This window comes from Stenotrophomonas sp. 24(2023) (genome assembly GCF_030913365.1).
Lineage (GTDB): Bacteria > Pseudomonadota > Gammaproteobacteria > Xanthomonadales > Xanthomonadaceae > Stenotrophomonas.
Genome location: NZ_CP133160.1, coordinates 463,915 through 485,052 on the forward strand (window position 1 = coordinate 463,915; position 21,138 = coordinate 485,052).

Consider the following 21,138-nt stretch of genomic DNA (forward strand, 5'->3'; position numbering starts at 1 on the left):
GTCTTCTTATTCCGTACAGGTCATCAACGCAGGTAATGCATCAGCGCGCCCAGCAGGGCAATCAGGCCGATGATCATCGCGAAGGCGTAGTGATAGAGGAAACCGGATTGGGTACGACGCAGCACGCCGGCTGCGACGTCCACAACACGTGCCGAGAGATTGACCGCACCGTCGACGATGTTGCTGTCGATCCAGCGCGAGACCTTGCCCAGCTTGACGCTGCCGCCGGCAAAGCCATCGATCCACAGCTTGTCGAAGCCGTACTTGTTTTCCAGCACCGACACCAGCGGAGCGAAGGCCTTGCGTGCCTTGCCCGACAGGTCCGGCTTCCACAGGTAGAACAGCGCCGCCAGCAGGAAGCCTGCCACGGTCAGCCAGAAGGCCGGCGCCATCATGCCGTGGATCGCGAAGGCGACCGGGCCATGGAACTCTTCGCCCAGGAAGCCGATGGTGTTCCTCGCCGGGTCGTAGAAATCAACGATGCCGGTGAAGAAGGTATGCGCCTGGCCCTTGATCGCGTCGTGGGCGTGGTGGCCGGCCCAGTCGGTGCCGTACAGCATCGGACCGACGCTGAAGAAGCCGATGGCGATCGACGGGATGGCCAGCAGGATCAGCGGCAGGGTCACCACCCACGGGGTTTCGTGCGGCTCGTGCGCGCCATGGCCATGGTGGCCGTGGTCGTCATGGGCGGCGCCGTGGTGGGCATCGGCAGCGTGGTGGTCGTCATGGCCATGGCTGTCGTGGCCGTGGTCATCGTGGTGCGCATCACGGAAGCGTTCCGGACCATGGAAGGTCATGAACAGCAGGCGGAAGCTGTAGAAGCTGGTCACGATCACGCCGCCCAGCACCGCCCAGTAGCCGTAGGTGGCCACCCAGGTGTGCGACAGGTGCGCGTGGACCTCGGCCGCCTCGATGATGGTGTCCTTCGAGTAGAAGCCGGAGAAGAACGGCGTACCGACCAGGGCCAGCGTACCGATCCACATGGTGATGAAGGTGATCGGCATGTACTTGCGCAGGCCGCCCATCTTGCGCATGTCCTGCTCGTGGTGCATGGCGATGATGACCGAGCCGGCACCGAGGAACAGCAGCGCCTTGAAGAAGGCGTGGGTCATCAGGTGGAACACGGCGGCCGAATAGGCCGACACGCCCAGGGCGACGGTCATGTAGCCTAGCTGCGACAGCGTGGAATACGCGACGACGCGCTTGATGTCGTTCTGCACGATGCCGATCAGGCCGGTGAAGAACGCGGTGGTGGCACCGATGAACAGCACGAAGTTCAGCGCGGTCTGCGACAGCTCGAACAGCGGCGACATGCGGGTGACCATGAAGATACCGGCGGTCACCATCGTCGCGGCGTGGATCAGTGCCGAGATCGGGGTCGGGCCTTCCATCGAGTCCGGCAGCCACACGTGCAGCGGCACCTGGGCCGACTTGCCCATGGCACCGATGAACAGGCAGATGCAGATCAGGGTGGCGATCGACCAGACCACCGGCTCGCTCATCAGCTGCAGGCCGAACAGGTTGCCGTCCCAGATCTGCAGCTGGGCGCGCGGATCACCCAGGATGCTGGCGTGCGAGAACACTTCGGAGTAGTCCAGGGTGCCGAACACCCACAGCACGCCGGCGATGCCCAGCAGGAAGCCGAAGTCACCCACACGGTTGACCAGGAACGCCTTCATGTTGGCGAAGATCGCGGTCGGGCGCTTGAACCAGAAGCCGATCAGCAGGTACGACACCAGGCCCACCGCTTCCCAGCCGAAGAACAGCTGCAGGAAGTTGTTGCTCATCACCAGGGTGAGCATCGAGAAGGTGAACAGCGAGATGTAGCTGAAGAAGCGCTGGTAGCCCGGGTCTTCTTCCATGTAGCCGATGGTGTAGATGTGCACCAGCAGCGACACGAAGGTGACCACCACCATCATCATGGCGGTGAGCTTGTCGACCATGAACCCGACGTGGGCCGAATACTGGCCGACTTCGAAGAAGGTGTAGATGTTCTGGTTGAACGGCTGCGCGCCGCCCCAGAGCAGCTGGTACAGCGTGTACATCGACAGGGCGCAGCTGATGGCCACGCCGAGGATGGTGACGGTCTGCGCGCCGAAGCGCTTGACCTGGCGACCGAACAGGCCGGCGATGATGCTGCCGAACAGCGGTGCGAGCACCACTGCGATCAACAGACTCTTGGAGAGAGTGATTTCCATCTGTGGATCAGCCCTTCAACGAATCGACTTCGCCGACATTGATCGTGCGGCGGGTGCGGAACAGGGTCACCAGGATCGCCAGGCCGATGGCGGCCTCGGCTGCGGCGACGGTCAGGATGAAGAACACGAACAGCTGGCCGGACGGATCACCCAGCTCGCGCGAGAACCCGACGAAGTTGATGTTCACCGACAGCAGCATCAACTCGATGGACATCAGCAGGACGATGATGTTCTTGCGGTTGAGGAAGATGCCGGCAAGGCTGATGCAGAACAGCACCGCGCCCAGCGCCAGGATGTGGCCCAGAGTGATCATGCCTTGGTCTCCTCGTCGCCCGCGACCGGCTTGGTGTTGCTGTGGACCAGCGGCTGTTCGGCGTCCATCTTGACCATGCGCAGGCGCTGGCCGGCCTTGACCATCGTCTGGTCGCCCGGGTTCTGGCTCTTCACGCCGGTACGGCGGCGCAGGGTCAGCATGACGGCGGCCACCACGGCCACGGTCAGGATGACGGCGGCGAACTCGAACGGCAGCAGGTATTCGGTGAACAGGCTGCGTGCCAGCCAGGTGATGTTGGAGCTGTCCGCGGCCAGCGCGGCGGCGTTGTCGGCCGGGAACGGGTTGACCGCCCTGCCCTTCACGCCGATCAGCATCAGCATCTGCACCAGCATGGCCACGGCCACGATCAGGCCGACCGGCAGGTAGCGCACCCAGCCTTCACGCAGGTTCGCCGGATCGATGTCGAGCATCATCACCACGAACAGGAACAGCACCATCACCGCGCCGACGTAGACCAGCACCAGCGCCACACCGAGGAACTCGGCGCCCACCAGCAGCCACACGCAGGCGATGGAGAAGAAGGTCAGCACCAGGCAGAGCACGGCGTGAACCGGGTTGCGCACGCTGATCACCGCACCGGCCGAAACCGTTGCCGCGATGGCGAACACCCAGAAAGCGATATTTACCCAATCCATCTCTCGACCTCAGCGGTAAGCGGCATCGGCGGCGCGACGCTCGGCGATCTCGGCTTCAAGCCGGTCACCGATGGCCAGCAGCTGCGGCTTGGTAACGATGTTCTCGCCACGATTCTCGAAGTGGTACTCGAGGATGTGGGTCTCCACGATCGAGTCCACCGGGCAGCTTTCTTCGCAGAAGCCGCAGAAGATGCACTTGAACAGATCGATGTCGTAGCGGGTGGTACGGCGGGTGCCGTCCTCGCGCTTGGCCGAGTCGATGGTGATGGCCAGCGCCGGGCACACCGCTTCGCACAGCTTGCAGGCGATGCAGCGCTCTTCGCCGTTGGGGTAACGGCGCAGCGCGTGCAGGCCACGGAAGCGCGGCGACTGCGGGAACTTCTCCATCGGGTACATCATCGTGTACTTGGGCTTGAAGCTGTACTTCAGCGTCAGCCACAGGCCGGCCAGCAGTTCGAGCAGCAGCAGGCTCTTGAAGTAATGGGTAATCCTGTTCATCACTTAGACGCCCTTTTGAATCACGCCGAAGAACACCATGACGGCGGTAACCGCGATCCACAGAATGGCCAGCGGAATGAAGACCTTCCAGCCCAGGCGCATGATCTGGTCATAGCGGAAGCGCGGGAAGCTGGCACGGAACCAGATGTAGGCACTGGCGAAGAAGAACACCTTGACGAACAGCCACGGTGCGCCGCCCTTCCAGATCCAGTCGACCAGCGGCGAGACATCGCCCGGGTTGACCCAGCCCTGGATCGGGCTCAGCCAGCCGCCGAGGAAGAAGATCGAGATCAGGAAGCTGATCAGGATCATGTTCGCGTACTCGGCCAGGAAGAACAGCGCGAAGGCGCCGCCGGAGTACTCGACCATGTGGCCGGCCACGATTTCCGATTCGCCTTCCACCACGTCGAACGGCGCGCGGTTGGTTTCGGCCACGCCCGACACCCAGTAGATGACGAACAGCGGGAACAGCGGGATCAGGAACCAGTCGAAGAAGCCGGAGCTGCCGGCCTGCGCCATCACGATGGTGCTCAGGTTCAGGCTGCCCGACGCGATCATCACGCCGACCAGGGCGAAGCCCATGGCGATTTCGTAACTGATCATCTGCGCCGAGGCGCGCATGGCACCGAGGAACGCGTACTTCGAGTTGGACGCCCAGCCGGCCAGGATGATGCCGTAGATGCCCAGCGAGGTCATCGCCAGCAGGTACAGCAGGCCGGCATTGGCGTTGGACAGCACCACCTGCGAGTCGAACGGCACCACCGACCAGGCCGCGAAGGCCGGGGCCAGGGTGATCAGCGGCGCCAGCAGGTAGATCGCCTTGTTGGCGCTGCTGGGCTGCACGACTTCCTTGAACAGCAGCTTGAAGACGTCGGCGAAGGCCTGGAAGATGCCCATGCCCACGTACATCGGGCCGTGGCGGACGTGCATCCAGCCGATCAGCTTGCGTTCCCAGACCACGTAGAAGGCCACCGAGACGATCACCGGCACGGCGATCACCAGGATCTTCAGGATGATCCAGATCAGCGCGCCGATGTCACCGAGGCCAAGCAGCCACTGGTGCAGCGGATCGACGGCGTTAATCAGCAATTCGTTCATGCAGCCACCACCGTTACGCGAGCGGCGCCCAGCGGTGCGGTCGCACCGTGGCCCGACTCAATCCAGACCGAACCCGCGGCGACGCGGGCGTCGACCACCACCGGCAGGGTGGCGCGGCCGGCGTCGGTGCCGACCTTGGCCATCTGCCCTTCCTGCAGCTGCAGGCGCGCAGCGTCATCGGCGTTGAGCACGATGCGCGGAGCGTTGTTGAGCGGGTGCGACTGCAGCGCCGGGGCGCGACGGACCACCGCATCGGTGCGGTAGATCGCGGCGGTCGACGCCACTTCCAGGCCTTCACCGGCCACGGCCGGCTGGGCCGAGGCGGCCACGTTGACCGACACCGGGGCCAGGCTGGCGCGCAGGCCGGCCAGATCGGTGAACTCGAAACCGGCCACGGCCAGCTCGCCACCCAGGGCACGCAGCACGCGCCAGCCTTCACGGGCTTCGCCCGGCAGCTTGCCGCCGGCACGGGCCGACTGCTGGCGACCGTCGAGGTTGGTCAGGGTGGCGTCCACTTCCGGCAGCGCGCCGATCGGCAGGATCACATCGGCAACGTCGCGGGTCGAAGCGCAGGCGAAGTGGCTGAAGGCCACGACCTGGGCACCGGCCAGCGCCTTGCGCGCGGCGGGGGCATCGGCGAAGTCCAGGCCCGGCTCCAGGCCGTACACCACGTAGGCCTGGCGCGGCTGCGCCAGCATCGCGGCGACGTCCTTGCCGGCCGGCAGCACGCCGGCGCGGGTCAGGCCGATGGCGTTGGCACCCTGCGGGATGCGGCACAGCTTGGCACCGGTGGCAGCGGCGAAATCACGCGCGGCAGCGCGGATGGCGGCGGCCTGCGGGTGGTTTTCGGCGATGCCGCCGACGATCAGCACGGTGTTGCTGCCGCCCTGCACGGCCGAACGCAGCTCGGCGTTGGACAGCGCGTTGACGAACTGCGACGGCGCGACGATCTGCTTGCCGGCGATGCCGAAGGCGAAGTCGAAATCCACCGGGTTGATGACGTGGATCTTCGCGCCCTGGGTGGTCTGTGCCTTGCGCAGGCGGGCGTGCAGCAGCGGCAGCTCGTGGCGGATGTTGCTGCCGAGCACGACGATGCGGTCCGCGGCTTCGATCTCGGCCAGCGGCAGGCCGAACACTTCGGCGGTGGCGGCGTCGGAGAAGTCGCGGTTGTTGATGCGGTGGTCGATGTTGCCGGTGCCCAGGCCGGTGGCCAGGCGGGCCAGCAGCGCGCCTTCCTCGTTGGAGGTCGACGGGTGCACCAGCACGCCCAGGGTGTCGCCCTGGTTCGCCTTGAGGATCTCGGCCGCGGCAGCCAGGCCTTCAGCCCAGCTCACTTCCTTCCACTCGCCATTGACCTTGCGCAGCGGCTTGACCGCACGGTCTTCGCTGTACAGGCCCTGGTGCGAGTAGCGGTCGCGGTCGGACAGCCAGCATTCGTTGACGGCCTCGTTGTCACGCGGCACGGTGCGCAGCACTTCGCCGCGACGCACGTGCAGGAACAGGTTCGAGCCCATCGCGTCGTGGTAGCCCAGCGATTCGCGCGCGGTCAGTTCCCACGGGCGGGCGCGGAACTGGAACACCTTGTTGGTCAGCGCGCCGACCGGGCAGACGTCGACGACGTTGCCGGACAGCTCGGTGGTCAGCGGCTTGCCGTCGTAGGTACCGATCTGCAGGTTCTCGCCACGGTACATGCCACCCAGTTCATAGGTGCCTGCCACGTCGGCGGTGAAGCGCACGCAGCGCGTGCACTGGATGCAGCGGGTCATCTCGGTGGCGACCAGCGGGCCCATGTCCTCGTCCGGCACCACGCGCTTGCGCTCGTTGAAGCGGCTGACCGAACGGCCATAGCCCAGCGATACGTCCTGCAGCTCGCACTCGCCGCCCTGGTCACAGATCGGGCAGTCCAGCGGGTGGTTGATGAGCAGGAACTCCATCACCGAGCGCTGGAACTTCAGTGCCTTCTCGCTGCGGGTGGCGACCTTCATGCCGTCCATCACCGGGGTGGCGCAGGCCGGCGCCGGCTTCGGCGACTTCTCCACGTCCACCAGGCACATGCGGCAGTTGGCGGCGATCGGCAGCTTCTCGTGGTAGCAGAAGCGCGGAATGGAGATGCCGGCCTTGTCGGCGGCCTGGATGATCATCGAGCCCTTGGGCACGACCAGGGAACGGCCGTCGATCTCGACGGTGACATGCCCTTCCGGCACGACCGCCGGGGTCACGCCCGGGTTGTTGGGTTGCGCGCTCATGCGGCGGCTGCCTCCACCTTCTTGCCGTCAACCATCGAATGACCGTTGACGATGTAGTACTCGAATTCGTCCCAGAACTGGCGCAGGAAGCCCTGGATGGGCCATGCCGCCGCTTCGCCGAAGGCGCAGATGGTGTGGCCTTCGATCTGGCCGGCCACGGCCTTCAGCTGGTGCAGGTCTTCCATCGTGGCCTTGCCGGCGACGATGCGCTCCAGCACGCGGTGCATCCAGCCGGTGCCTTCACGGCACGGGGTGCACTGGCCGCAGGATTCCTTGTGGAAGAACTGGCTGATGCGGCAGGCGAACTTCACGCAGCACACGCTGTCATCCAGCACCACGACGGCGCCCGAACCCAGGCCGGAGCCCAGTGCACGGATGGTGTCGTAGTCCATCGGCAGGCCCTTCAGCTCGGCCGCGGTCAGCACCGGCATCGACACGCCGCCGGGGATCGCGCCCTTGAGGGTGCGGCCCGGACGCAGGCCACCGGCCATTGCCAGCAGGTCGTCGAAGGTGGTGCCCAGCGGCACTTCGAAGTTGCCGCCGTTCTGCACGCAGCCGGACACCGAGAAGCACTTCGGGCCGCCGTTGGCGGTCAGGCTCAGGCCCTTGAACCACTCCGGGCCGTTGCGGATGATCGCCGGCACTGAACCATAGGTTTCGGTGTTGTTGATCGTCGACGGCTTGCCGTACAGGCCGAAGTTGGCCGGGAACGGCGGCTTGTAGCGCGGCTGGCCCTTCTTGCCTTCCAGCGATTCCATCAGGGCGGTTTCTTCGCCGCAGATGTAGGCGCCGGCGCCCAGGGCACCGTAGATGTCGATGTCCACGCCCGAGCCCATCACGTTCTTGCCCAGCCAGCCGTTCGCATAGGCGTCGGCCAGGGCCTGCTCGAAGTGCTCGAACGGCTCGTGGTGGAACTCACCGCGCAGGTAGTTGTAGCCCACGGTCGAGCCGGTGGCGTAGCAGGCGATCGCCATGCCTTCCACGACCGAATGCGGGTTGTAGCGCAGGATGTCGCGGTCCTTGCAGGTGCCCGGCTCGGATTCGTCCGAGTTGCAGAGGATGTACTTCTGCATGTTGCCCTTGGGCATGAAGGACCACTTCAGGCCGGTCGGGAAGCCTGCGCCGCCGCGGCCGCGCAGGCCCGAGGCCTTGACCATCTCGATGACCTGCTCCGGCGGGATCTTCTCTTCGAGGATCCTGCGCAGGGCGGCATAGCCACCGGTCTTGAGGTAGCTTTCGTACGACCACGGGGTGTCGTAATGCAGGGTGGTGTAGACCACCTGGTGCGGCAGCGGCGCCGGGCCGACCGGACCCTTGGATTCGTGGTGATGTGCCATGCCCTTACTCCAGCCCGTCCAGCAGCTCGTCGACCTTTTCCAGGGTCAGACGCTCATGGTAGTGACCGTTGATGACCATCATCGGCGCGCCACCGCAGCCGGCCAGGCACTCTTCCTCGCGCTTGAGGTAGACGCGGCCGTCCGGGGTCGATTCACCGTGCTTGATGCCCAGCTTCTTCTCGCAATGGCGCACGATGTCCTCGGCGCCATTGAGCCAGCAGCTGATGTTGGTGCAGATGGCCACGTTGTTGCGGCCCACCTTCTCGGTCTCGAACATCGAGTAGAAGCTGGCGACCTCGTAGGCCCACACCGGCGGCAGGTCCAGGTACTTGGCGACGCCGGCGATCAGCTCGTCGGTCAGCCAGCCTTCGTTCTGTTCCTGGGCAGCGTGCAGCCCTTGCAGCACCGCCGAACGCTTGCGGTCCGGCGGGAACTTGGACAGCCAGTGATCGATGTGAGCGCGGGTCTTGTCGCTCAGCACCACCATCGGGTCGACGTCGCGCGCCGCCTCGAAATTACCTGTCGCCTTCATCGGCCGACCTCAGCGAAATGCATAACGTGAAATTCCAGAAACTGCGGCGCCGGCTTGCGCCGGCTGCCAGCAGCAGGCGTTGGCGTGGCGACCGGCATTACCGGTCAACCTCGCCGAACACCAGGTCGTAGGTACCGATCATCGCCACCACGTCGGCCAGCATGTGGCCGCGCACGATCGAATCGATCGAGGACAGGTGGGCGAAGCCCGGGGCGCGCAGGTGGACGCGGAACGGCTTGTTGGCGCCGTCGGAAACCAGGTAGCAGCCGAATTCACCCTTCGGGGCTTCCACGGCCGAGTAGGTCTCGCCTGCCGGCACGCAGTAGCCTTCGCTGAACAGCTTGAAGTGGTGGATCAGCGCTTCCATGTCGTCCTTCATGTCCTCGCGGCTCGGCGGCGCGACCTTGAAGTTCTTCACCATCACCGGGCCCGGGTTGGCCTTCAGCCACGCCACGCACTGCTTGATGATGCGGTTGGATTCGCGCATTTCAGCGACGCGGACCAGGTAACGGTCGTAGCAGTCGCCTTCCTTGCCCAGCGGGATGTCGAAATCGACGGCATCGTACTTGGCGTACGGACGCTTCTTGCGCAGGTCCCAGGCGATGCCCGAACCGCGCAGCATCACGCCGGTCATGCCCCAGGCGTTAGCCAGTTCCGGGGTGACCACGCCGATGCCGACGGTACGCTGCTTCCAGATGCGGTTGTCGGTCAGCAGGGTTTCGTATTCGTCGACGCGCTTGGGGAACTCGACGGTGAAGTTCTCCAGGAAGTCCAGCAGCGAACCTTCGCGCGAGGCGTTGAGGTTCTTCAGGGCCTTGCCCTTGTGCCAGCGCGATTCCTTGTACTTCGGCATCTGGTCCGGCAGGTCGCGGTAGACGCCGCCCGGACGGTAGTACGCCGCGTGCATGCGCGCGCCGGAGACCGCTTCATAGCAGTCCATCAGCTCTTCGCGTTCGCGGAAGGCGTACAGCATGACCGCCATCGCGCCCAGGTCGAGCGCGTTGGAGCCCAGCCACATCAGGTGGTTCAGGATGCGGGTGATTTCATCGAACATGGTGCGGATGTACTGCGCACGCTCCGGCGCCTCGATGCCCATCAGGGTCTCGATCGCGCGCACGTAGGCGTGCTCGTTGCACATCATCGACACGTAATCCAGGCGATCCATGTAGCCGATCGACTGGTTGAACGGCTTGGACTCGGCCAGCTTCTCGGTACCACGGTGCAGCAGGCCCACGTGCGGGTCCGCGCGCATGATGGTTTCGCCGTCCATTTCCAGGATCAGGCGCAGCACGCCGTGGGCCGCAGGGTGCTGCGGACCGAAGTTCATCGTGTAGTTGCGGATTTCCTGCCGTGCTTCGGCGGGATTGCTGGCGAAGGCTTCGCCGGCCTGGTGTACGTGGCTCACTTCACTGCCTCCTGCGAACGCTCGCCTTCTGCGGTCTGCAGGCGCGGGTCGTCACGGATCACGCGCGGAACATTGACGCGCGGCTCGACCGAGGTCACCGGCTCATAGATCACGCGCTTCTTTTCTTCGTCGTAACGCACTTCCACGTTGCCGATCAGCGGGAAGTCCTTGCGGAACGGATGGCCGACGAAACCGTAGTCGGTCAGGATGCGACGCAGGTCGGGGTGACCTTCGAAGATCACGCCGTACAGATCGAAGGCTTCACGCTCGAACCAGTTCAGGCCCGGCCAGATATCGGTCAGCGAGGCCACCACCGGCAGCGCTTCGTCAGGGGCGAAGCAGCGCAGGTGCAGCATCAGGTTGTGCTGGAGCGAACGCAGCTGGGCGACCACGGCGAAACGCTGGGTCGGCATGTGCTGGGCGCTGACGCCGCCGGCGCCGTTTTCCTCGGTGGGGAATTCACCCCACGCGAAACGGCCCTGGGCCTTGCCCTCGACGCCACGGCTGAAGCCCTGCGAGGACACATCGGCGGTGTCCCATTCGTCGGAGCCATAGCCCAGGTAGTCGACGCCGCAGAGGTCCACGGCCTGCTCGAACGCGAACTCGTCACGCAGGGCCAGGGCGGCGGCATGCCAATCGGCGGCAGGCACCTCCAGCGTCACTTCGCCGCGGGGTTCGACCACGATGACCTTCGCACCAGCGAAACGTGCGGAGAGTCGGTCGATGAAGGATGCTTGCTCTGCCATGGGGGCTTGGCGCGCTCTTGTAGTGTGGAAGGGTCAGCGGGCGATGGTCTGTGTACGCCAGATCTTCTTCTGCAGCTGCAGGATCCCGTACACCAGCGCCTCGGCGGTCGGCGGGCAACCGGGGACGTAGACGTCCACCGGCACCACGCGGTCACAGCCGCGCACGACCGAATACGAATAGTGGTAATAGCCGCCGCCGTTGGCGCAGCTGCCCATCGAGATGACCCACTTCGGGTCCGGCATCTGGTCATAGACCTTGCGCAGCGCCGGGGCCATCTTGTTGACCAGGGTACCGGCGACGATCATCACGTCGGACTGGCGCGGCGACGGACGGAACACCACACCGTAGCGGTCAAGGTCCAGGCGCGCCGCGCCGGCGTGCATCATTTCGACCGCGCAGCAGGCCAGGCCGAAGGTCATCGGCCACAGCGAGCCGGTACGCGCCCAGTTCAGCAGGGCGTCGACGCTGGTGGTGACGTAGCCCTTTTCCAGCAGCGGGTTGTCGCCCTGGGGCCGCAGGATGTCATCAACCCGCCCTTCCGGGGTCGGATTGTTCATCAGGCCATCGAGAGTCTGAATCACTCCCATTCCAGCGCTCCCTTCTTCCAGACGTAAATGAAACCGAGGAACAGCATGCCCACGAACAGGCCCATGGTGACCAGCGAACGGGCGCCGATTTCCATGAACACCTGGGTCCAGGGCACGATGAAGATGATTTCCAGGTCGAAGACGATGAACTGGATCGCGATCAGGTAGTAGCGCACATCGAACTTCATGCGCGCATCCTCGAAAGCCTCGAAGCCGCACTCGTACGGCGAGAGCTTTTGCAGATCGGGGCGGCGGGGACCGAGGAATCGGCCTACCAGCATCAGCGTCACGCCGATACCGGTGGCAACGATCAGAAACAGCAGGGACGGCAAATATTCGGCCAGCACAGCGATTCTCTCTTGCCTCTGCCGCCGCGCCTGCAGGCGCTTTGGCATGGGGGAGTGGACGGGAACCGGCCTGACACCTTGCGCGCCAGGCCAAACCCGCTTTACTTACAAATGGTGCCCAAGAGGGGACTCGAACCCCTACGACCTAAGTCGCTACCACCTCAAGGTAGTGCGTCTACCAATTCCGCCACCTGGGCAAACGATCACATCACACTATGGAGTCGCGATGCGCCGCATATTGTAACCGGCTTCAGTGTTTCTGGGAGCCTTCCGACGGCTTTTCTTCACCCGAAACCGAAGATTCCGCCTTGGCCGGCTCGGCAGCGGCCGGAACGACCGGCTGGGCCGGGGCCGGATCGGCCTTCGGCACGACCGGCATCTCGCCAGCCGGCACGGAAGCGGCCGGCGCGGCCGACATCAGACCCAGGTCCTGGGTGGCGGCCGGGCGGGAGCCATGACCGGCGTACCAGGCCATGAACAGGCTGATGCCGAAGAACACCACGGCCAGCCACTTGGTCGACTTGGACAGGAAGTTGGAGGCGCCGCGCGCACCGAACACCGTCCCCGAGGCGCCGGCGCCGAAGCCCGACCCTGCCGCCGCACCGGAGCCACGCTGCATCAGGATCAGCGCGATCATGGCCACCGCGACCAGCACGTAGACGACATTGAGGATCAACATCAGCATTTCGAATCCGCCCTCGGACAGGTAATGCCGGCCTGGGCCGGCAGCATTACGGGATTAGTGCCCGACCGCCGCTTCGGCGATGGCCAGGAAGTCCGCGGCGACCAGCGAGGCGCCACCGACCAACCCACCATCGACATCCGGCTGCGCGAACAGTTCCCGGGCATTGTCGGGCTTCACGCTGCCGCCGTAAAGGATGGGCAGTGAATCAGCGATTCTAGCATCGAACCTGGCCACTTCGCCACGGATGAAGGCGTGCACCTGTTGCGCCTGCTCCTTGCTGGCGGTACGCCCGGTACCGATCGCCCACACCGGCTCGTAAGCCACCACGGCCCCGGCAAAGCCTTCGGCCCCGACCAGATCCAGCACAGGCGCCAGCTGGCTGGCGATGACCGCTTCGGTCTGCCCCGCCTCGCGCTGCTCCAGCGTTTCGCCCACGCACAACACCGGCACCAGGCCGGCGTGCAGGGCCGCCGCAAACTTGCGTGCCACCAGCTCACTGGTCTCATGGTGGTACTGGCGCCGCTCGGAATGGCCGACCAGCCCGTAGCGGGCACCGACCTCATGCAGCATGGCCGCGCACACCTCGCCGGTGTAGGCGCCCTTCTCGTTGCTGCTGACGTCCTGGGCACCGAAGGCCAGCCCGGTCCCGCCGAAGTCCTCGACCAGCTCCCCCAGGTAGGGCAATGGCGGCAGGATCACGACCTCCACCCCACCCTGCGGCAAGCCGGCCGCCACCTGGCCCAGCAGGTCCGAGGCGAATTGACGGCTGCCATGCAGCTTCCAGTTTCCGGCGACGATCTTGCGGCGCATGGGCAATGGTTCCCTTTGAAATCAACGGGACATGATACCCGGATCGGCAAAAAACCGTTTCGGCGTAATCGGTTACATGCATTTTCCCGCCGATGGCACGGCTCCCTGGGGCGGGATCAGGGGCGGCTCGGGCCGGCCGGCCCCTTCGCCATTCCGCTGCCTGACAGGTCCCATCCACGCAGGGCGTGGATCTGCCAGCGCCCATCCAACCGCCACCCGGAAAATGAAAAGGCCGCCTCGCGGCGGCCCTTTGGTTACTTCAACTTGATCTCGCGCAGGCGCTCTTCCAGGAAACCGTGCGCCGTGATCGGCTCCGGATACCGGCTCGGGTTGTCCGCGGTGATGCACGACGGCAGCACGTCGATCAGGTAATCCGGGTTCGGGTGCAGGAAGAACGGCACCGAGTAGCGCGGCTGGCGCGCCAGCTCGCCCGGGGGGTTGACCACGCGGTGGATGGTCGAGGGGTACACGTGGTTGGTCAGGCGCTGCAGCATGTCGCCGATGTTGACCACGATGGTGTCCGCATCCGAGGTGAACGGCACCCACTCACCCTCGTGCGACTGCACCTCCAGGCCCGCCGCACTGGCACCGACCAGCAGGGTGATGAAGTTGATGTCGCCATGGGCACCGGCACGCACGTTCGGAATGTCGTCGGTGGTGATCGGCGGGTAATGGATCGGACGCAGGATCGAGTTGCCGAAGTTGGTCTTGTCGGCGAAGAAATTCTCCGGCAGGCCGATATGCAGGGCCAGCGCCGACAGCACGCGCGAACCGAGATTGTCCAGCGCCTGGTACAGGCCGTAGCCGCGCTCGCGGAAGCCCTCGACCTCGGTCGGCCACAGGTTCGGCGGCATCACTTCGCGGTACTTGGAGTCATCGGCGATCTCGCGGCCGATGTGCCAGAACTCCTTCAGGTCGAAGTGCTTGGAACCCTTGGCGGTTTCCACGCCGAACGGGGTGTAGCCGCGGGCACCGCCGCCACCGGCGACGTGGTACTGGCGCTTGACCGCTTCCGGCAGTGCAAAGAACGCCTTGAACACGTCATAGGCGGCATCGATGTCGGCCTGCGGGATGCCGTGGTTTCGGATGCCGGCGAATCCCCACTGGCGGTAGGCCGCGCCCAGTTCGGCCACGAAGGCGGCGCGGTCACTGTCGAAACGGGTGATGTCGAGGGTCGGGATCTGGCTCACAGCGGTTCCTGGCTTGTCATTGGGTCGACCGGCCCGCCTGGCGGACAGGCCGGCTGAACATTGTGACAGAACCCTCACAAGGTTCCATCAACGGCCGATGATACAAGTGGATACAATGCGCAACCCTCGCGCAACGTGACGACGCATTGGCATACCCGATGCGCCGGCCCCACCTCCCGATCCCGGCTGCATGACGAACACGCCCCACTCCCCTGCCCCCGCCCCGGTTCCCCCTGCTGCCAGCCGATGGCAGCGGTTGGCCTGGTGGAGCCTGTTCATGGTGGCCAACACCGTGCTGGCGATGCTGATCGCGCTGGACAACATTCCGCTGGCGGCCAACCCCGGCGGGCACCTGGGCCTGGCCTACCTGGCCATCGCCCTGCCGGGCCACCTGCTGGCCCTGGGCGCGCTGGCCGGCCTGCTGCCCCTGCTGCTCGGGTTGTGGGCGCGCAGCACGCGCCCGCTGACGATCGCCAGCGTGCTGTTCCAGGGCCTGTGGCTGTGCCTGCTGCTGGTCGATGCCAAGGTCTTCGCGCTGTACCGCTTCCACCTCAATGCGATGGTGGCCAACATGGTGTTCGGCGGGGCGCTGGGCGACCAGGTCAGCCTGGCCTGGCGGACCTGGCTGCAGGTCGGCGCGATGGGGGCATCGGTCTTCGTCGCCCAGGGCCTGCTGGCCTGGGCCTGCTGGACGTTGCTGCCGGCCCGCGGCCACCGCCGCGCCGTGCGCCTGGTCTGGGCCGCTGCGCTGATGCTGATGGCGGGCGGCCAGGCGGCCACTGCCTATTACGACGCTCTGGGCGAGCGCTCGGTGACCAGCCAGTGGAACTACCTGCCGTGGGCCCAGCCGATCACCGCCAAATCCTTCATGCGCCGGCTCGGCGTGGTCGGCGAGGCACAGGCCGGCCTGCCGGACCCGCGCCTGAGCCAGCTGCGCTACCCGCTTGCGCCCCTGCGCTGCCAGAGCCATGCCCGTCCCAATGTGCTGATGGTGGTGATGGAGTCACTGCGGCATGACATGCTGCAACCGGCAGTGATGCCCAACGCCAGCGCCCTGGCCTCCGGGGCACGCGTCTACGACCAGCATTTCAGTACCGGCAACGCTACGCGCTACGGCCTGTTCGGCCTGCTCTACGGCCTGCCCGGCGGCTACTGGCCCAGCATGCTGGCCGAGCAGCGGGGCTCGGTACTGTTCCAGGTCCTGCAGCAGCAGGGCTACGACCTGCACCTGTACGGCAGCGCCCCGCTGTACAGCCCCGAATTCGACCGCACCGCCTTCGCCGATGTCCGTGGCCAGTTGCACCAGGGCCCCAGCGCGCTGAGCGTGGACCAGCGTGACGCCAGCATCGTCGGCAGCCTGCAGGCCGACATCGCCACCAGCCAGCAGGCGGGCCGCCCCTGGTTCGGTTTCGTGTTCCTCGATTCCACCCACGCGCCTTACCACACCCCGGCCGACTACCCGGCATTCGCCACGCCGATGGCCGACAAGATCGACTTCCTCTCGCTCGGCCCGGACCACGACCCGACACCGGAACTCAACCGTTACCGGACCGCCGTGCACTATGCCGACAGCCTGCTGGGCCGGCTGCTTGAAGGCCTGCGGGCACAGGGCCTGGAGCAGGACACCATCGTGCTGGTCACCGGCGACCACGCCGAAGAGTTCAACGACCTGCACCTGAACTACTGGGGCCACAACGGCAACTTCTCCGACTACCAGCTGCAGGTGCCGTTCGTGCTGCGCTGGCCCGGCCAGCAGGCCGGCCACGACGCCCGCACCAGTTCGCATGAGGACTGGGTTCCCACCCTGCTGCGCCACGGCCTGGGCTGCGAGAACGCACTGGCCGACTTCAGTACCGGCCACGACCTGCTGGCCGCCGCACCGGCCGGGCCACGCGCCCTGATGGTGGAAAGCTGGTCGCAGCGCGCGGTACGCCAGGGCGATGCCATCTACGTGTTCGACAAGTTCGGCAATGCCACGGCGCTGGATCGCCACTACCTGCCACTGCCACAGCAGGCACCGGACCCGGCTGCCGTGCGCGGTGCATGGGAAGCGCTGACCCGCTTCCGCAACCGATGAGCGCCCGCGGCGCCACTTCCCCTCAAGGACCGTTTCCATCATGAGCCGTGCCCTGCGAATCCTGCACACCGAAGCCGCCAAAGGCATGGGGGGCCAGGAGATCTACATCTTCCGCAACATGCAGGCCATGCGCGCGCGCGGGCACGAGGTGTCGCTGCTGTGCCAGCCCGATGCGCGGCTGGGCACGCTCGCCCGTGAACATGGCTTCACCGTGCACACGCTGAAGATGGGCGGGCTGGCGCGGCTGGTGCGCGGGATCTGGTCGGTCTCGCGCCTGGTGCGCCGGCACCGTTACGACGTGGTCAACACCACCAGCCGGCGCGACGCGCTGATTGCCGCTGCCGGCGCGCGGCTGGGCGGAACCCCGCTGGTGGTGCGGTCGCGGCACCTGATGAGCCCGGTCAACTCGCTGTTGACCTATACCGGCCTGCCACACCGGATCATCACCGTCAGCAGCTTCGTCAAGCAGCTGCTGGTGGACCGTGGCATCGATGCGGCGCGCATCGGCATCGTGCAGCCGATCACTGCGCTGCCCGGCTGGCACCATGCGGACGGCGAGGCGGCATGGCAGGCGCTGCAGCAGATCCGTGCCGAGGTGCGTGTCGAGCTGGGTTTCTCGGCCGCTGACACCGTGGTCGGCTGCGTGGCGGTACTGCGCGCGCCGAAGGGCCATGCCGACCTGCTGCAGGCGATGGCGCCGTTGTGCCGGGCCAATCCACGGCTGCAGCTGGTGATCGTCGGCGACGGCAAGGCCGTGATGGACCAGCTGCTGGCCCTGCGTGCCCAGCATGGCCTGGAGGCGCAGGTGCACCTGCTCGGCTACCGCTGCGATGCCGCCCGGCTGATGGCCGGCTTCGACGTGTTCGCCCTGCCCTCCCACAAGGAAGCCGCCGGCACCGTGTTCCTGGAAGCCGCCCAGGCAGGTCTTCCGATCGTGGCCACGCGCGTGGGCGGCGTGCCGGAGATGGTCGTCGATGGCAGCAACGCCATCCTCACCGCTTTGGGTGACAATGACGCCCTGGCGGGCGCGCTGCGCCTGCTGATCGACGATCCGCAGCGGCGCCAGCTGATGGGGCGTGCCGGCTGGGACTGGATGCGCGCAGCGCAGCGTTTCACCGCCGACGGCCATGCCGAGGCAACCGAACACTATTACCACCAGTGGTTGAAGGAGCTGGGCCATGGCTGACGCCAGGACCGTACCGGTGCTGATGCACCACCATGTGAGCCCCTCGCCGGGCATGATCACCGTGTCGCCGGAAAACTTCGAAAGCCAGATCGCCTGGCTGGCCGAGGATGGCTGGACGTCGCTGACGCTGGCGCAGTACGCCGGCTTCCTGGCCGGCAAGCCGGTGCCGCGCAAGTCCATCGTCATCACCTTCGATGACGGCTACCTGGACAACTGGGTCTACGCACACCCCATCCTGCAGAAGTACGGCATGCGCGCAACCGTGTTCGTGGTCACCGGCTGGATGGGCGATGGCCCGCTGCGCCCGCATGCCGGGCAGCCCGGTGCCGCGCTGCCGGCCACCCCTGACCACCGCGGCTGCGAAGCGGCGATCTACCAGCAGGGCCGCAGCGACGATGTGATGATGCGCTGGAGCGAAGCCCGCGCGGCCACCGAGGCAGGCACGTTCGAAGTGCACTGCCATACGCACAGCCATACCCGCTGGCTGCGCATGGACATCAGCCGCGAGGAGCGCCGCCGGGGCATCGGTGGCGACCTGTCGATGGCACGCCAGGTACTGCAGGAAAAAATGGGCGGGGTATCGGATACGTTGTGCTGGCCCTATGGCGATTTCGACCAGGACTACATCGAGGTCGCGCGTGAGCAGGGCTTCCGCTACCTGCACACCACCCACCCGTTCGGCCGCAACGTGGTCGGCGGCGACCCGGAACACATCTACCGCTTCGCGATCCGCAACCGCCCGGCCAGCTGGCTGCGCAAGCGGATCCGCCTGAGCTACAACCCGGTGATCGGCCCGCTGTTCAATGGCTTCAAGGCACGCCAGAAGAAGATGGTGCCCGGCCCCTGAGACAGCGGCCCCTGACGGCTTGGCCCGGCCACGAAAGGCCGGCCCTGGAAACAGCGACGCCCCGGCAAGCCGGGGCGTCGTGCTTTCTGCCGGCGGCCCCCGGGAGGGGCCCGCCAGCGCAGGAACCGCTCAGGCCGCCGCAGCCGCCTTGACCGCCGCCGACAGCCGGTCCAGCGTGTCCTGCATCAACGTGGCTTCATCGGCCTCCACCGTGACCCGCACCACCGGTTCGGTCCCCGAGGGGCGCAGGAACGCGCGACCGCGACCGGCCACGGCCTGTTGTGCCTGGGCCAAGGCCTGCTGCACGCCCGGCGCCTGCACCGTGGCCTTGGCCGAGACATCTCCCAACCGCACGTTCACCGTCTTCTGCGGCACCCGCGACAGCGGCTGCAGCGCCTGGCGCAGGGTCTGCCCGCTGCGGCGCAGCGCGACCAGCACCTGCAGCACGCTGACGATGCCATCACCGGTGGTGGCCCGGTCCAGGCACAGCAGGTGGCCGGAGGCTTCACCGCCCAGCACGCCGCCACCTTCGACCAGCGCCTGGTGCACGTAACGGTCGCCGACATTGCTGCGCACGAACGGGATCTGCAGCTCCGCCATGGCCTTTTCAAGGCCGTAGTTGCTCATCAGCGTACCGACGACCGGCCCGCGCAGGCGGCCTTCGGCCTGCCAGGCACGGGCCAGGATGTACAGCAGGTCATCGCCATCGACCGGGTTGCCCTGGTCGTCGGCCATCAGCACGCGATCGCCGTCGCCATCGAAGGCGATGCCCAGCGCAGCACCGGTCTGGCGCACCGTGGTGGCCAGGTTGTCGATGTGGGTCGAGCCGACGCCATCGTTGATGTTCACGCCATCGGGCGCGGCACCGATGGTGATGACATCCGCCCCCAGTTCGCGGAACAGCAGCGGGGCGATGTGGTAGGTGGCGCCGTGCGCGCAGTCCAGCACCAGCCGCACGCCACGCAGGTCGAAGCTGCGGGGCACGCTGGCCTTGCAGAACTCGATGTAGCGGCCCACCGCTTCGCGCGCGCGCGCCGCCTTGCCCAGGGATTCGGACTCGACGGTAAGGAAGGGAAGATCGAGCGCGGCTTCCAGCGCCAGCTCGGTGGCGTCGTCAAGCTTCTCGCCCTGGGCGGAAAAGAACTTGATGCCGTTGTCGTAGTGCGGGTTGTGCGAGGCGCTGATGACAACGCCCGCGTCCACGCCCAGCGAGCGGGTCAGGAAGGCCACTGCCGGGGTCGGCATCGGGCCCAGCAGCTGCACGTCGGCACCGGCAGCCACCAGGCCGGCTTCCAGCGCGGCCTCGAACATGTAGCCGGAAATACGGGTGTCCTTGCCGATCACCACGATCGGCCGCCGCCCGTGCTCCTGCTGCTGTTCCACCAGCACCCGGCCCAGTGCATTGCCCAGGCGCAGCACGAAATCGGCCGAGATCACGCCCTGGCCGACCCGTCCGCGGATGCCGTCGGTGCCGAAGTAACGGCGCCCCATCAAGCGACCTCGTGTGCCGGTTCGCGGCGCAGCATCGCCAGCAGGTCGGCCAGGCGGTCACGCAGCTCGCGGCGGTCGCAGATCTGGTCGATCGCGCCGTGCTCGAGCAGGAATTCGGAACGCTGGAAGCCTTCCGGCAGCTTCTCGCGCACGGTCTGCTCGATCACGCGCGGGCCGGCAAAGCCGATCAGGGCCTGCGGCTCGGCGATGTTGATGTCGCCCAGCATCGCGAACGAGGCGGACACGCCGCCGGTGGTCGGGTGGGTCAGCACGGAGATGAACGGCAGGCCCGCTTCGCGCAGCTTGCCCAGCGCAGCCGATGTCTTGGCCATCTGCATCAGCGAGAACAGCCCTTCCTGCATGCGCGCGCCGCCGCTGGCGGAGAAGCAGACGTAGGGGGCACCGATTTCCAGCGCGGTCTCGGCCGCCAGCGAGAAGCGCTCGCCGACCACCGAGCCCATCGAGCCGCCCATGAAAGCGAAATCGAAGGACGAAGCCACCAGCGGGCGGCCCTTGAGCAGGCCCCGCATGGCGATCAGCGCATCATATTCACCGGTGTTCTTCTGCGCGGCCTTGATGCGCTCGCCGTACTTCTTCTGGTCCTTGAACTTCAGCAGGTCCGTCGGGCCCAGGCGCGCAGCGATCTCGGTGGTGCTGTCCGCATCGAACAGGGCCGCCAGGCGTGCACGTGCGCGGATGGCCATGTGGTGGCCGCACTTGGGGCAGACCTCCAGGTTCTCCTCCAGCTCGGGGCGGTACAGCGCGCTGCCACAGCTGCTGCACTTCTCCCACAGGCCCTCGGGGACGCTGCGCTTCTTGCTGGGGGTGTTGTCGGTGCGGATGCCGGACGGCATCAACTTGCTGAGCCAACTCATGCGGGACGAAACT

General features: G+C 66.3%; 20 protein-coding genes and 1 tRNA gene. 3 read left to right on the forward strand and 18 right to left on the reverse strand.

Annotation, left to right across the window (positions count from 1 at the left end; genetic code table 11):
• Positions 1-23 precede the first annotated feature (23 nt).
• The 16 genes from nuoL to Q9R17_RS02235 form a co-directional block, all read right to left on the reverse strand.
• Positions 24-2,198: an NADH-quinone oxidoreductase subunit L gene (nuoL, locus tag Q9R17_RS02160; protein ID WP_308156817.1), complete on the reverse strand. Its 2,175-nt coding sequence runs from the start codon at positions 2,196-2,198 to the stop codon at positions 24-26.
• A 7-nt stretch (positions 2,199-2,205) separates the two neighbouring features.
• Positions 2,206-2,511, reverse strand: a complete 306-nt coding sequence (gene nuoK, locus Q9R17_RS02165) for an NADH-quinone oxidoreductase subunit NuoK (protein WP_308156818.1) — start codon at positions 2,509-2,511, stop codon at positions 2,206-2,208.
• Positions 2,508-3,167, reverse strand: coding sequence for an NADH-quinone oxidoreductase subunit J (locus Q9R17_RS02170; RefSeq protein ID WP_308156819.1), 660 nt, complete (start codon positions 3,165-3,167; stop codon positions 2,508-2,510). The genes nuoK and Q9R17_RS02170 overlap by 4 nt, the downstream gene beginning before the upstream one ends.
• Before the next feature lie 9 nt (positions 3,168-3,176).
• Positions 3,177-3,665 carry an NADH-quinone oxidoreductase subunit NuoI gene (gene nuoI, locus Q9R17_RS02175; RefSeq protein WP_308156820.1) on the reverse strand — a complete coding sequence of 163 codons (489 nt, stop codon included), beginning with the start codon at positions 3,663-3,665 and terminating at the stop codon, positions 3,177-3,179.
• Between the two features lie 3 nt (positions 3,666-3,668).
• Positions 3,669-4,763 carry an NADH-quinone oxidoreductase subunit NuoH gene (gene nuoH / locus Q9R17_RS02180; RefSeq protein ID WP_308156821.1) on the reverse strand — a complete coding sequence of 365 codons (1,095 nt, stop codon included), beginning with the start codon at positions 4,761-4,763 and terminating at the stop codon, positions 3,669-3,671.
• Positions 4,760-7,009, reverse strand: coding sequence for an NADH-quinone oxidoreductase subunit NuoG (gene nuoG, locus Q9R17_RS02185; protein ID WP_308156822.1), 2,250 nt, complete (start codon positions 7,007-7,009; stop codon positions 4,760-4,762). The genes nuoH and nuoG overlap by 4 nt, the downstream gene beginning before the upstream one ends.
• Positions 7,006-8,346 (reverse strand): NADH-quinone oxidoreductase subunit NuoF, encoded by a 1,341-nt coding sequence (gene nuoF, locus Q9R17_RS02190; protein ID WP_308156823.1) that lies wholly within the window; start codon positions 8,344-8,346, stop codon positions 7,006-7,008. The genes nuoG and nuoF overlap by 4 nt, the downstream gene beginning before the upstream one ends.
• 4 nt (positions 8,347-8,350) lie before the next feature.
• Positions 8,351-8,878 (reverse strand): NADH-quinone oxidoreductase subunit NuoE, encoded by a 528-nt coding sequence (nuoE, locus tag Q9R17_RS02195; RefSeq protein ID WP_006381132.1) that lies wholly within the window; start codon positions 8,876-8,878, stop codon positions 8,351-8,353.
• Positions 8,879-8,975: 97 nt separating this feature from the next.
• A complete protein-coding gene (locus tag Q9R17_RS02200; RefSeq protein WP_308156824.1) occupies positions 8,976-10,283 on the reverse strand; it encodes an NADH-quinone oxidoreductase subunit D in 1,308 nt (435 codons plus the stop codon).
• Positions 10,280-11,029: an NADH-quinone oxidoreductase subunit C gene (locus Q9R17_RS02205; RefSeq protein ID WP_308156825.1), complete on the reverse strand. Its 750-nt coding sequence runs from the start codon at positions 11,027-11,029 to the stop codon at positions 10,280-10,282. Before Q9R17_RS02205 ends, Q9R17_RS02200 begins: the two co-directional genes overlap by 4 nt.
• Before the next feature lie 33 nt (positions 11,030-11,062).
• Positions 11,063-11,617, reverse strand: coding sequence for an NADH-quinone oxidoreductase subunit B (locus tag Q9R17_RS02210; protein ID WP_308156826.1), 555 nt, complete (start codon positions 11,615-11,617; stop codon positions 11,063-11,065).
• Positions 11,608-11,964, reverse strand: coding sequence for an NADH-quinone oxidoreductase subunit A (locus tag Q9R17_RS02215; RefSeq protein WP_308158407.1), 357 nt, complete (start codon positions 11,962-11,964; stop codon positions 11,608-11,610). Before Q9R17_RS02215 ends, Q9R17_RS02210 begins: the two co-directional genes overlap by 10 nt.
• A gap of 112 nt (positions 11,965-12,076) precedes the next feature.
• Positions 12,077-12,161 (reverse strand) — tRNA-Leu (locus tag Q9R17_RS02220).
• Between the two features lie 53 nt (positions 12,162-12,214).
• Complete coding sequence (gene secG / locus Q9R17_RS02225; protein WP_308156827.1) at positions 12,215-12,649, reverse strand: preprotein translocase subunit SecG; 435 nt, start codon at positions 12,647-12,649, stop codon at positions 12,215-12,217.
• Between the two features lie 54 nt (positions 12,650-12,703).
• The gene (gene tpiA, locus Q9R17_RS02230; protein ID WP_308156828.1) at positions 12,704-13,459 is read right to left on the reverse strand and encodes a triose-phosphate isomerase; all 756 of its coding nucleotides are present in this window, start codon (positions 13,457-13,459) and stop codon (positions 12,704-12,706) included.
• A gap of 254 nt (positions 13,460-13,713) precedes the next feature.
• On the reverse strand, positions 13,714-14,649 hold the full coding sequence (locus Q9R17_RS02235) for a 2-oxoglutarate and iron-dependent oxygenase domain-containing protein (protein ID WP_308156829.1): 936 nt from the start codon (positions 14,647-14,649) through the stop codon (positions 13,714-13,716).
• Between the two features lie 190 nt (positions 14,650-14,839).
• On the opposite strand from Q9R17_RS02235, the gene Q9R17_RS02240 reads away from it, so the two are divergent.
• From Q9R17_RS02240 to Q9R17_RS02250, 3 genes are read left to right on the forward strand one after another with little or no spacing between them, the layout of a single operon-like run.
• A complete protein-coding gene (locus tag Q9R17_RS02240; protein ID WP_308156830.1) occupies positions 14,840-16,726 on the forward strand; it encodes a DUF3413 domain-containing protein in 1,887 nt (628 codons plus the stop codon).
• Between the two features lie 40 nt (positions 16,727-16,766).
• Positions 16,767-17,912 (forward strand): glycosyltransferase family 4 protein, encoded by a 1,146-nt coding sequence (locus tag Q9R17_RS02245; RefSeq protein WP_308156831.1) that lies wholly within the window; start codon positions 16,767-16,769, stop codon positions 17,910-17,912.
• The gene (locus Q9R17_RS02250) at positions 17,905-18,759 is read left to right on the forward strand and encodes a polysaccharide deacetylase family protein (protein WP_308156832.1); all 855 of its coding nucleotides are present in this window, start codon (positions 17,905-17,907) and stop codon (positions 18,757-18,759) included. Before Q9R17_RS02245 ends, Q9R17_RS02250 begins: the two co-directional genes overlap by 8 nt.
• A 129-nt stretch (positions 18,760-18,888) precedes the next feature.
• Here the strand turns inward: Q9R17_RS02250 and glmM are convergent, their stop codons facing one another.
• Both glmM and accD read right to left on the reverse strand, forming a co-directional pair.
• Positions 18,889-20,253 carry a phosphoglucosamine mutase gene (gene glmM, locus Q9R17_RS02255; RefSeq protein ID WP_308156833.1) on the reverse strand — a complete coding sequence of 455 codons (1,365 nt, stop codon included), beginning with the start codon at positions 20,251-20,253 and terminating at the stop codon, positions 18,889-18,891.
• Positions 20,250-21,125, reverse strand: a complete 876-nt coding sequence (gene accD, locus Q9R17_RS02260; protein ID WP_308156834.1) for an acetyl-CoA carboxylase, carboxyltransferase subunit beta — start codon at positions 21,123-21,125, stop codon at positions 20,250-20,252. Before accD ends, glmM begins: the two co-directional genes overlap by 4 nt.
• Positions 21,126-21,138: the final 13 nt, after the last annotated feature.

Coding starts and splice junctions, on each gene's coding strand:
- nuoF (WP_308156823.1), bottom strand. CDS start 8,346: ATGGCACATCACCACGAATCCAAGGGTCCGGTCGGCCCGGCGCCGCTG.
- nuoI (WP_308156820.1), bottom strand. CDS start 3,665: ATGAACAGGATTACCCATTACTTCAAGAGCCTGCTGCTGCTCGAACTG.
- Q9R17_RS02250 (WP_308156832.1), top strand. CDS start 17,905: ATGGCTGACGCCAGGACCGTACCGGTGCTGATGCACCACCATGTGAGC.
- nuoG (WP_308156822.1), bottom strand. CDS start 7,009: ATGAGCGCGCAACCCAACAACCCGGGCGTGACCCCGGCGGTCGTGCCG.
- nuoK (WP_308156818.1), bottom strand. CDS start 2,511: ATGATCACTCTGGGCCACATCCTGGCGCTGGGCGCGGTGCTGTTCTGC.
- Q9R17_RS02240 (WP_308156830.1), top strand. CDS start 14,840: ATGACGAACACGCCCCACTCCCCTGCCCCCGCCCCGGTTCCCCCTGCT.
- Q9R17_RS02205 (WP_308156825.1), bottom strand. CDS start 11,029: ATGGCAGAGCAAGCATCCTTCATCGACCGACTCTCCGCACGTTTCGCT.
- Q9R17_RS02210 (WP_308156826.1), bottom strand. CDS start 11,617: ATGGGAGTGATTCAGACTCTCGATGGCCTGATGAACAATCCGACCCCG.
- nuoE (WP_006381132.1), bottom strand. CDS start 8,878: ATGAAGGCGACAGGTAATTTCGAGGCGGCGCGCGACGTCGACCCGATG.
- Q9R17_RS02170 (WP_308156819.1), bottom strand. CDS start 3,167: ATGGATTGGGTAAATATCGCTTTCTGGGTGTTCGCCATCGCGGCAACG.
- tpiA (WP_308156828.1), bottom strand. CDS start 13,459: ATGCGCCGCAAGATCGTCGCCGGAAACTGGAAGCTGCATGGCAGCCGT.
- Q9R17_RS02245 (WP_308156831.1), top strand. CDS start 16,767: ATGAGCCGTGCCCTGCGAATCCTGCACACCGAAGCCGCCAAAGGCATG.
- accD (WP_308156834.1), bottom strand. CDS start 21,125: ATGAGTTGGCTCAGCAAGTTGATGCCGTCCGGCATCCGCACCGACAAC.
- nuoH (WP_308156821.1), bottom strand. CDS start 4,763: ATGAACGAATTGCTGATTAACGCCGTCGATCCGCTGCACCAGTGGCTG.
- nuoL (WP_308156817.1), bottom strand. CDS start 2,198: ATGGAAATCACTCTCTCCAAGAGTCTGTTGATCGCAGTGGTGCTCGCA.
- secG (WP_308156827.1), bottom strand. CDS start 12,649: ATGCTGATGTTGATCCTCAATGTCGTCTACGTGCTGGTCGCGGTGGCC.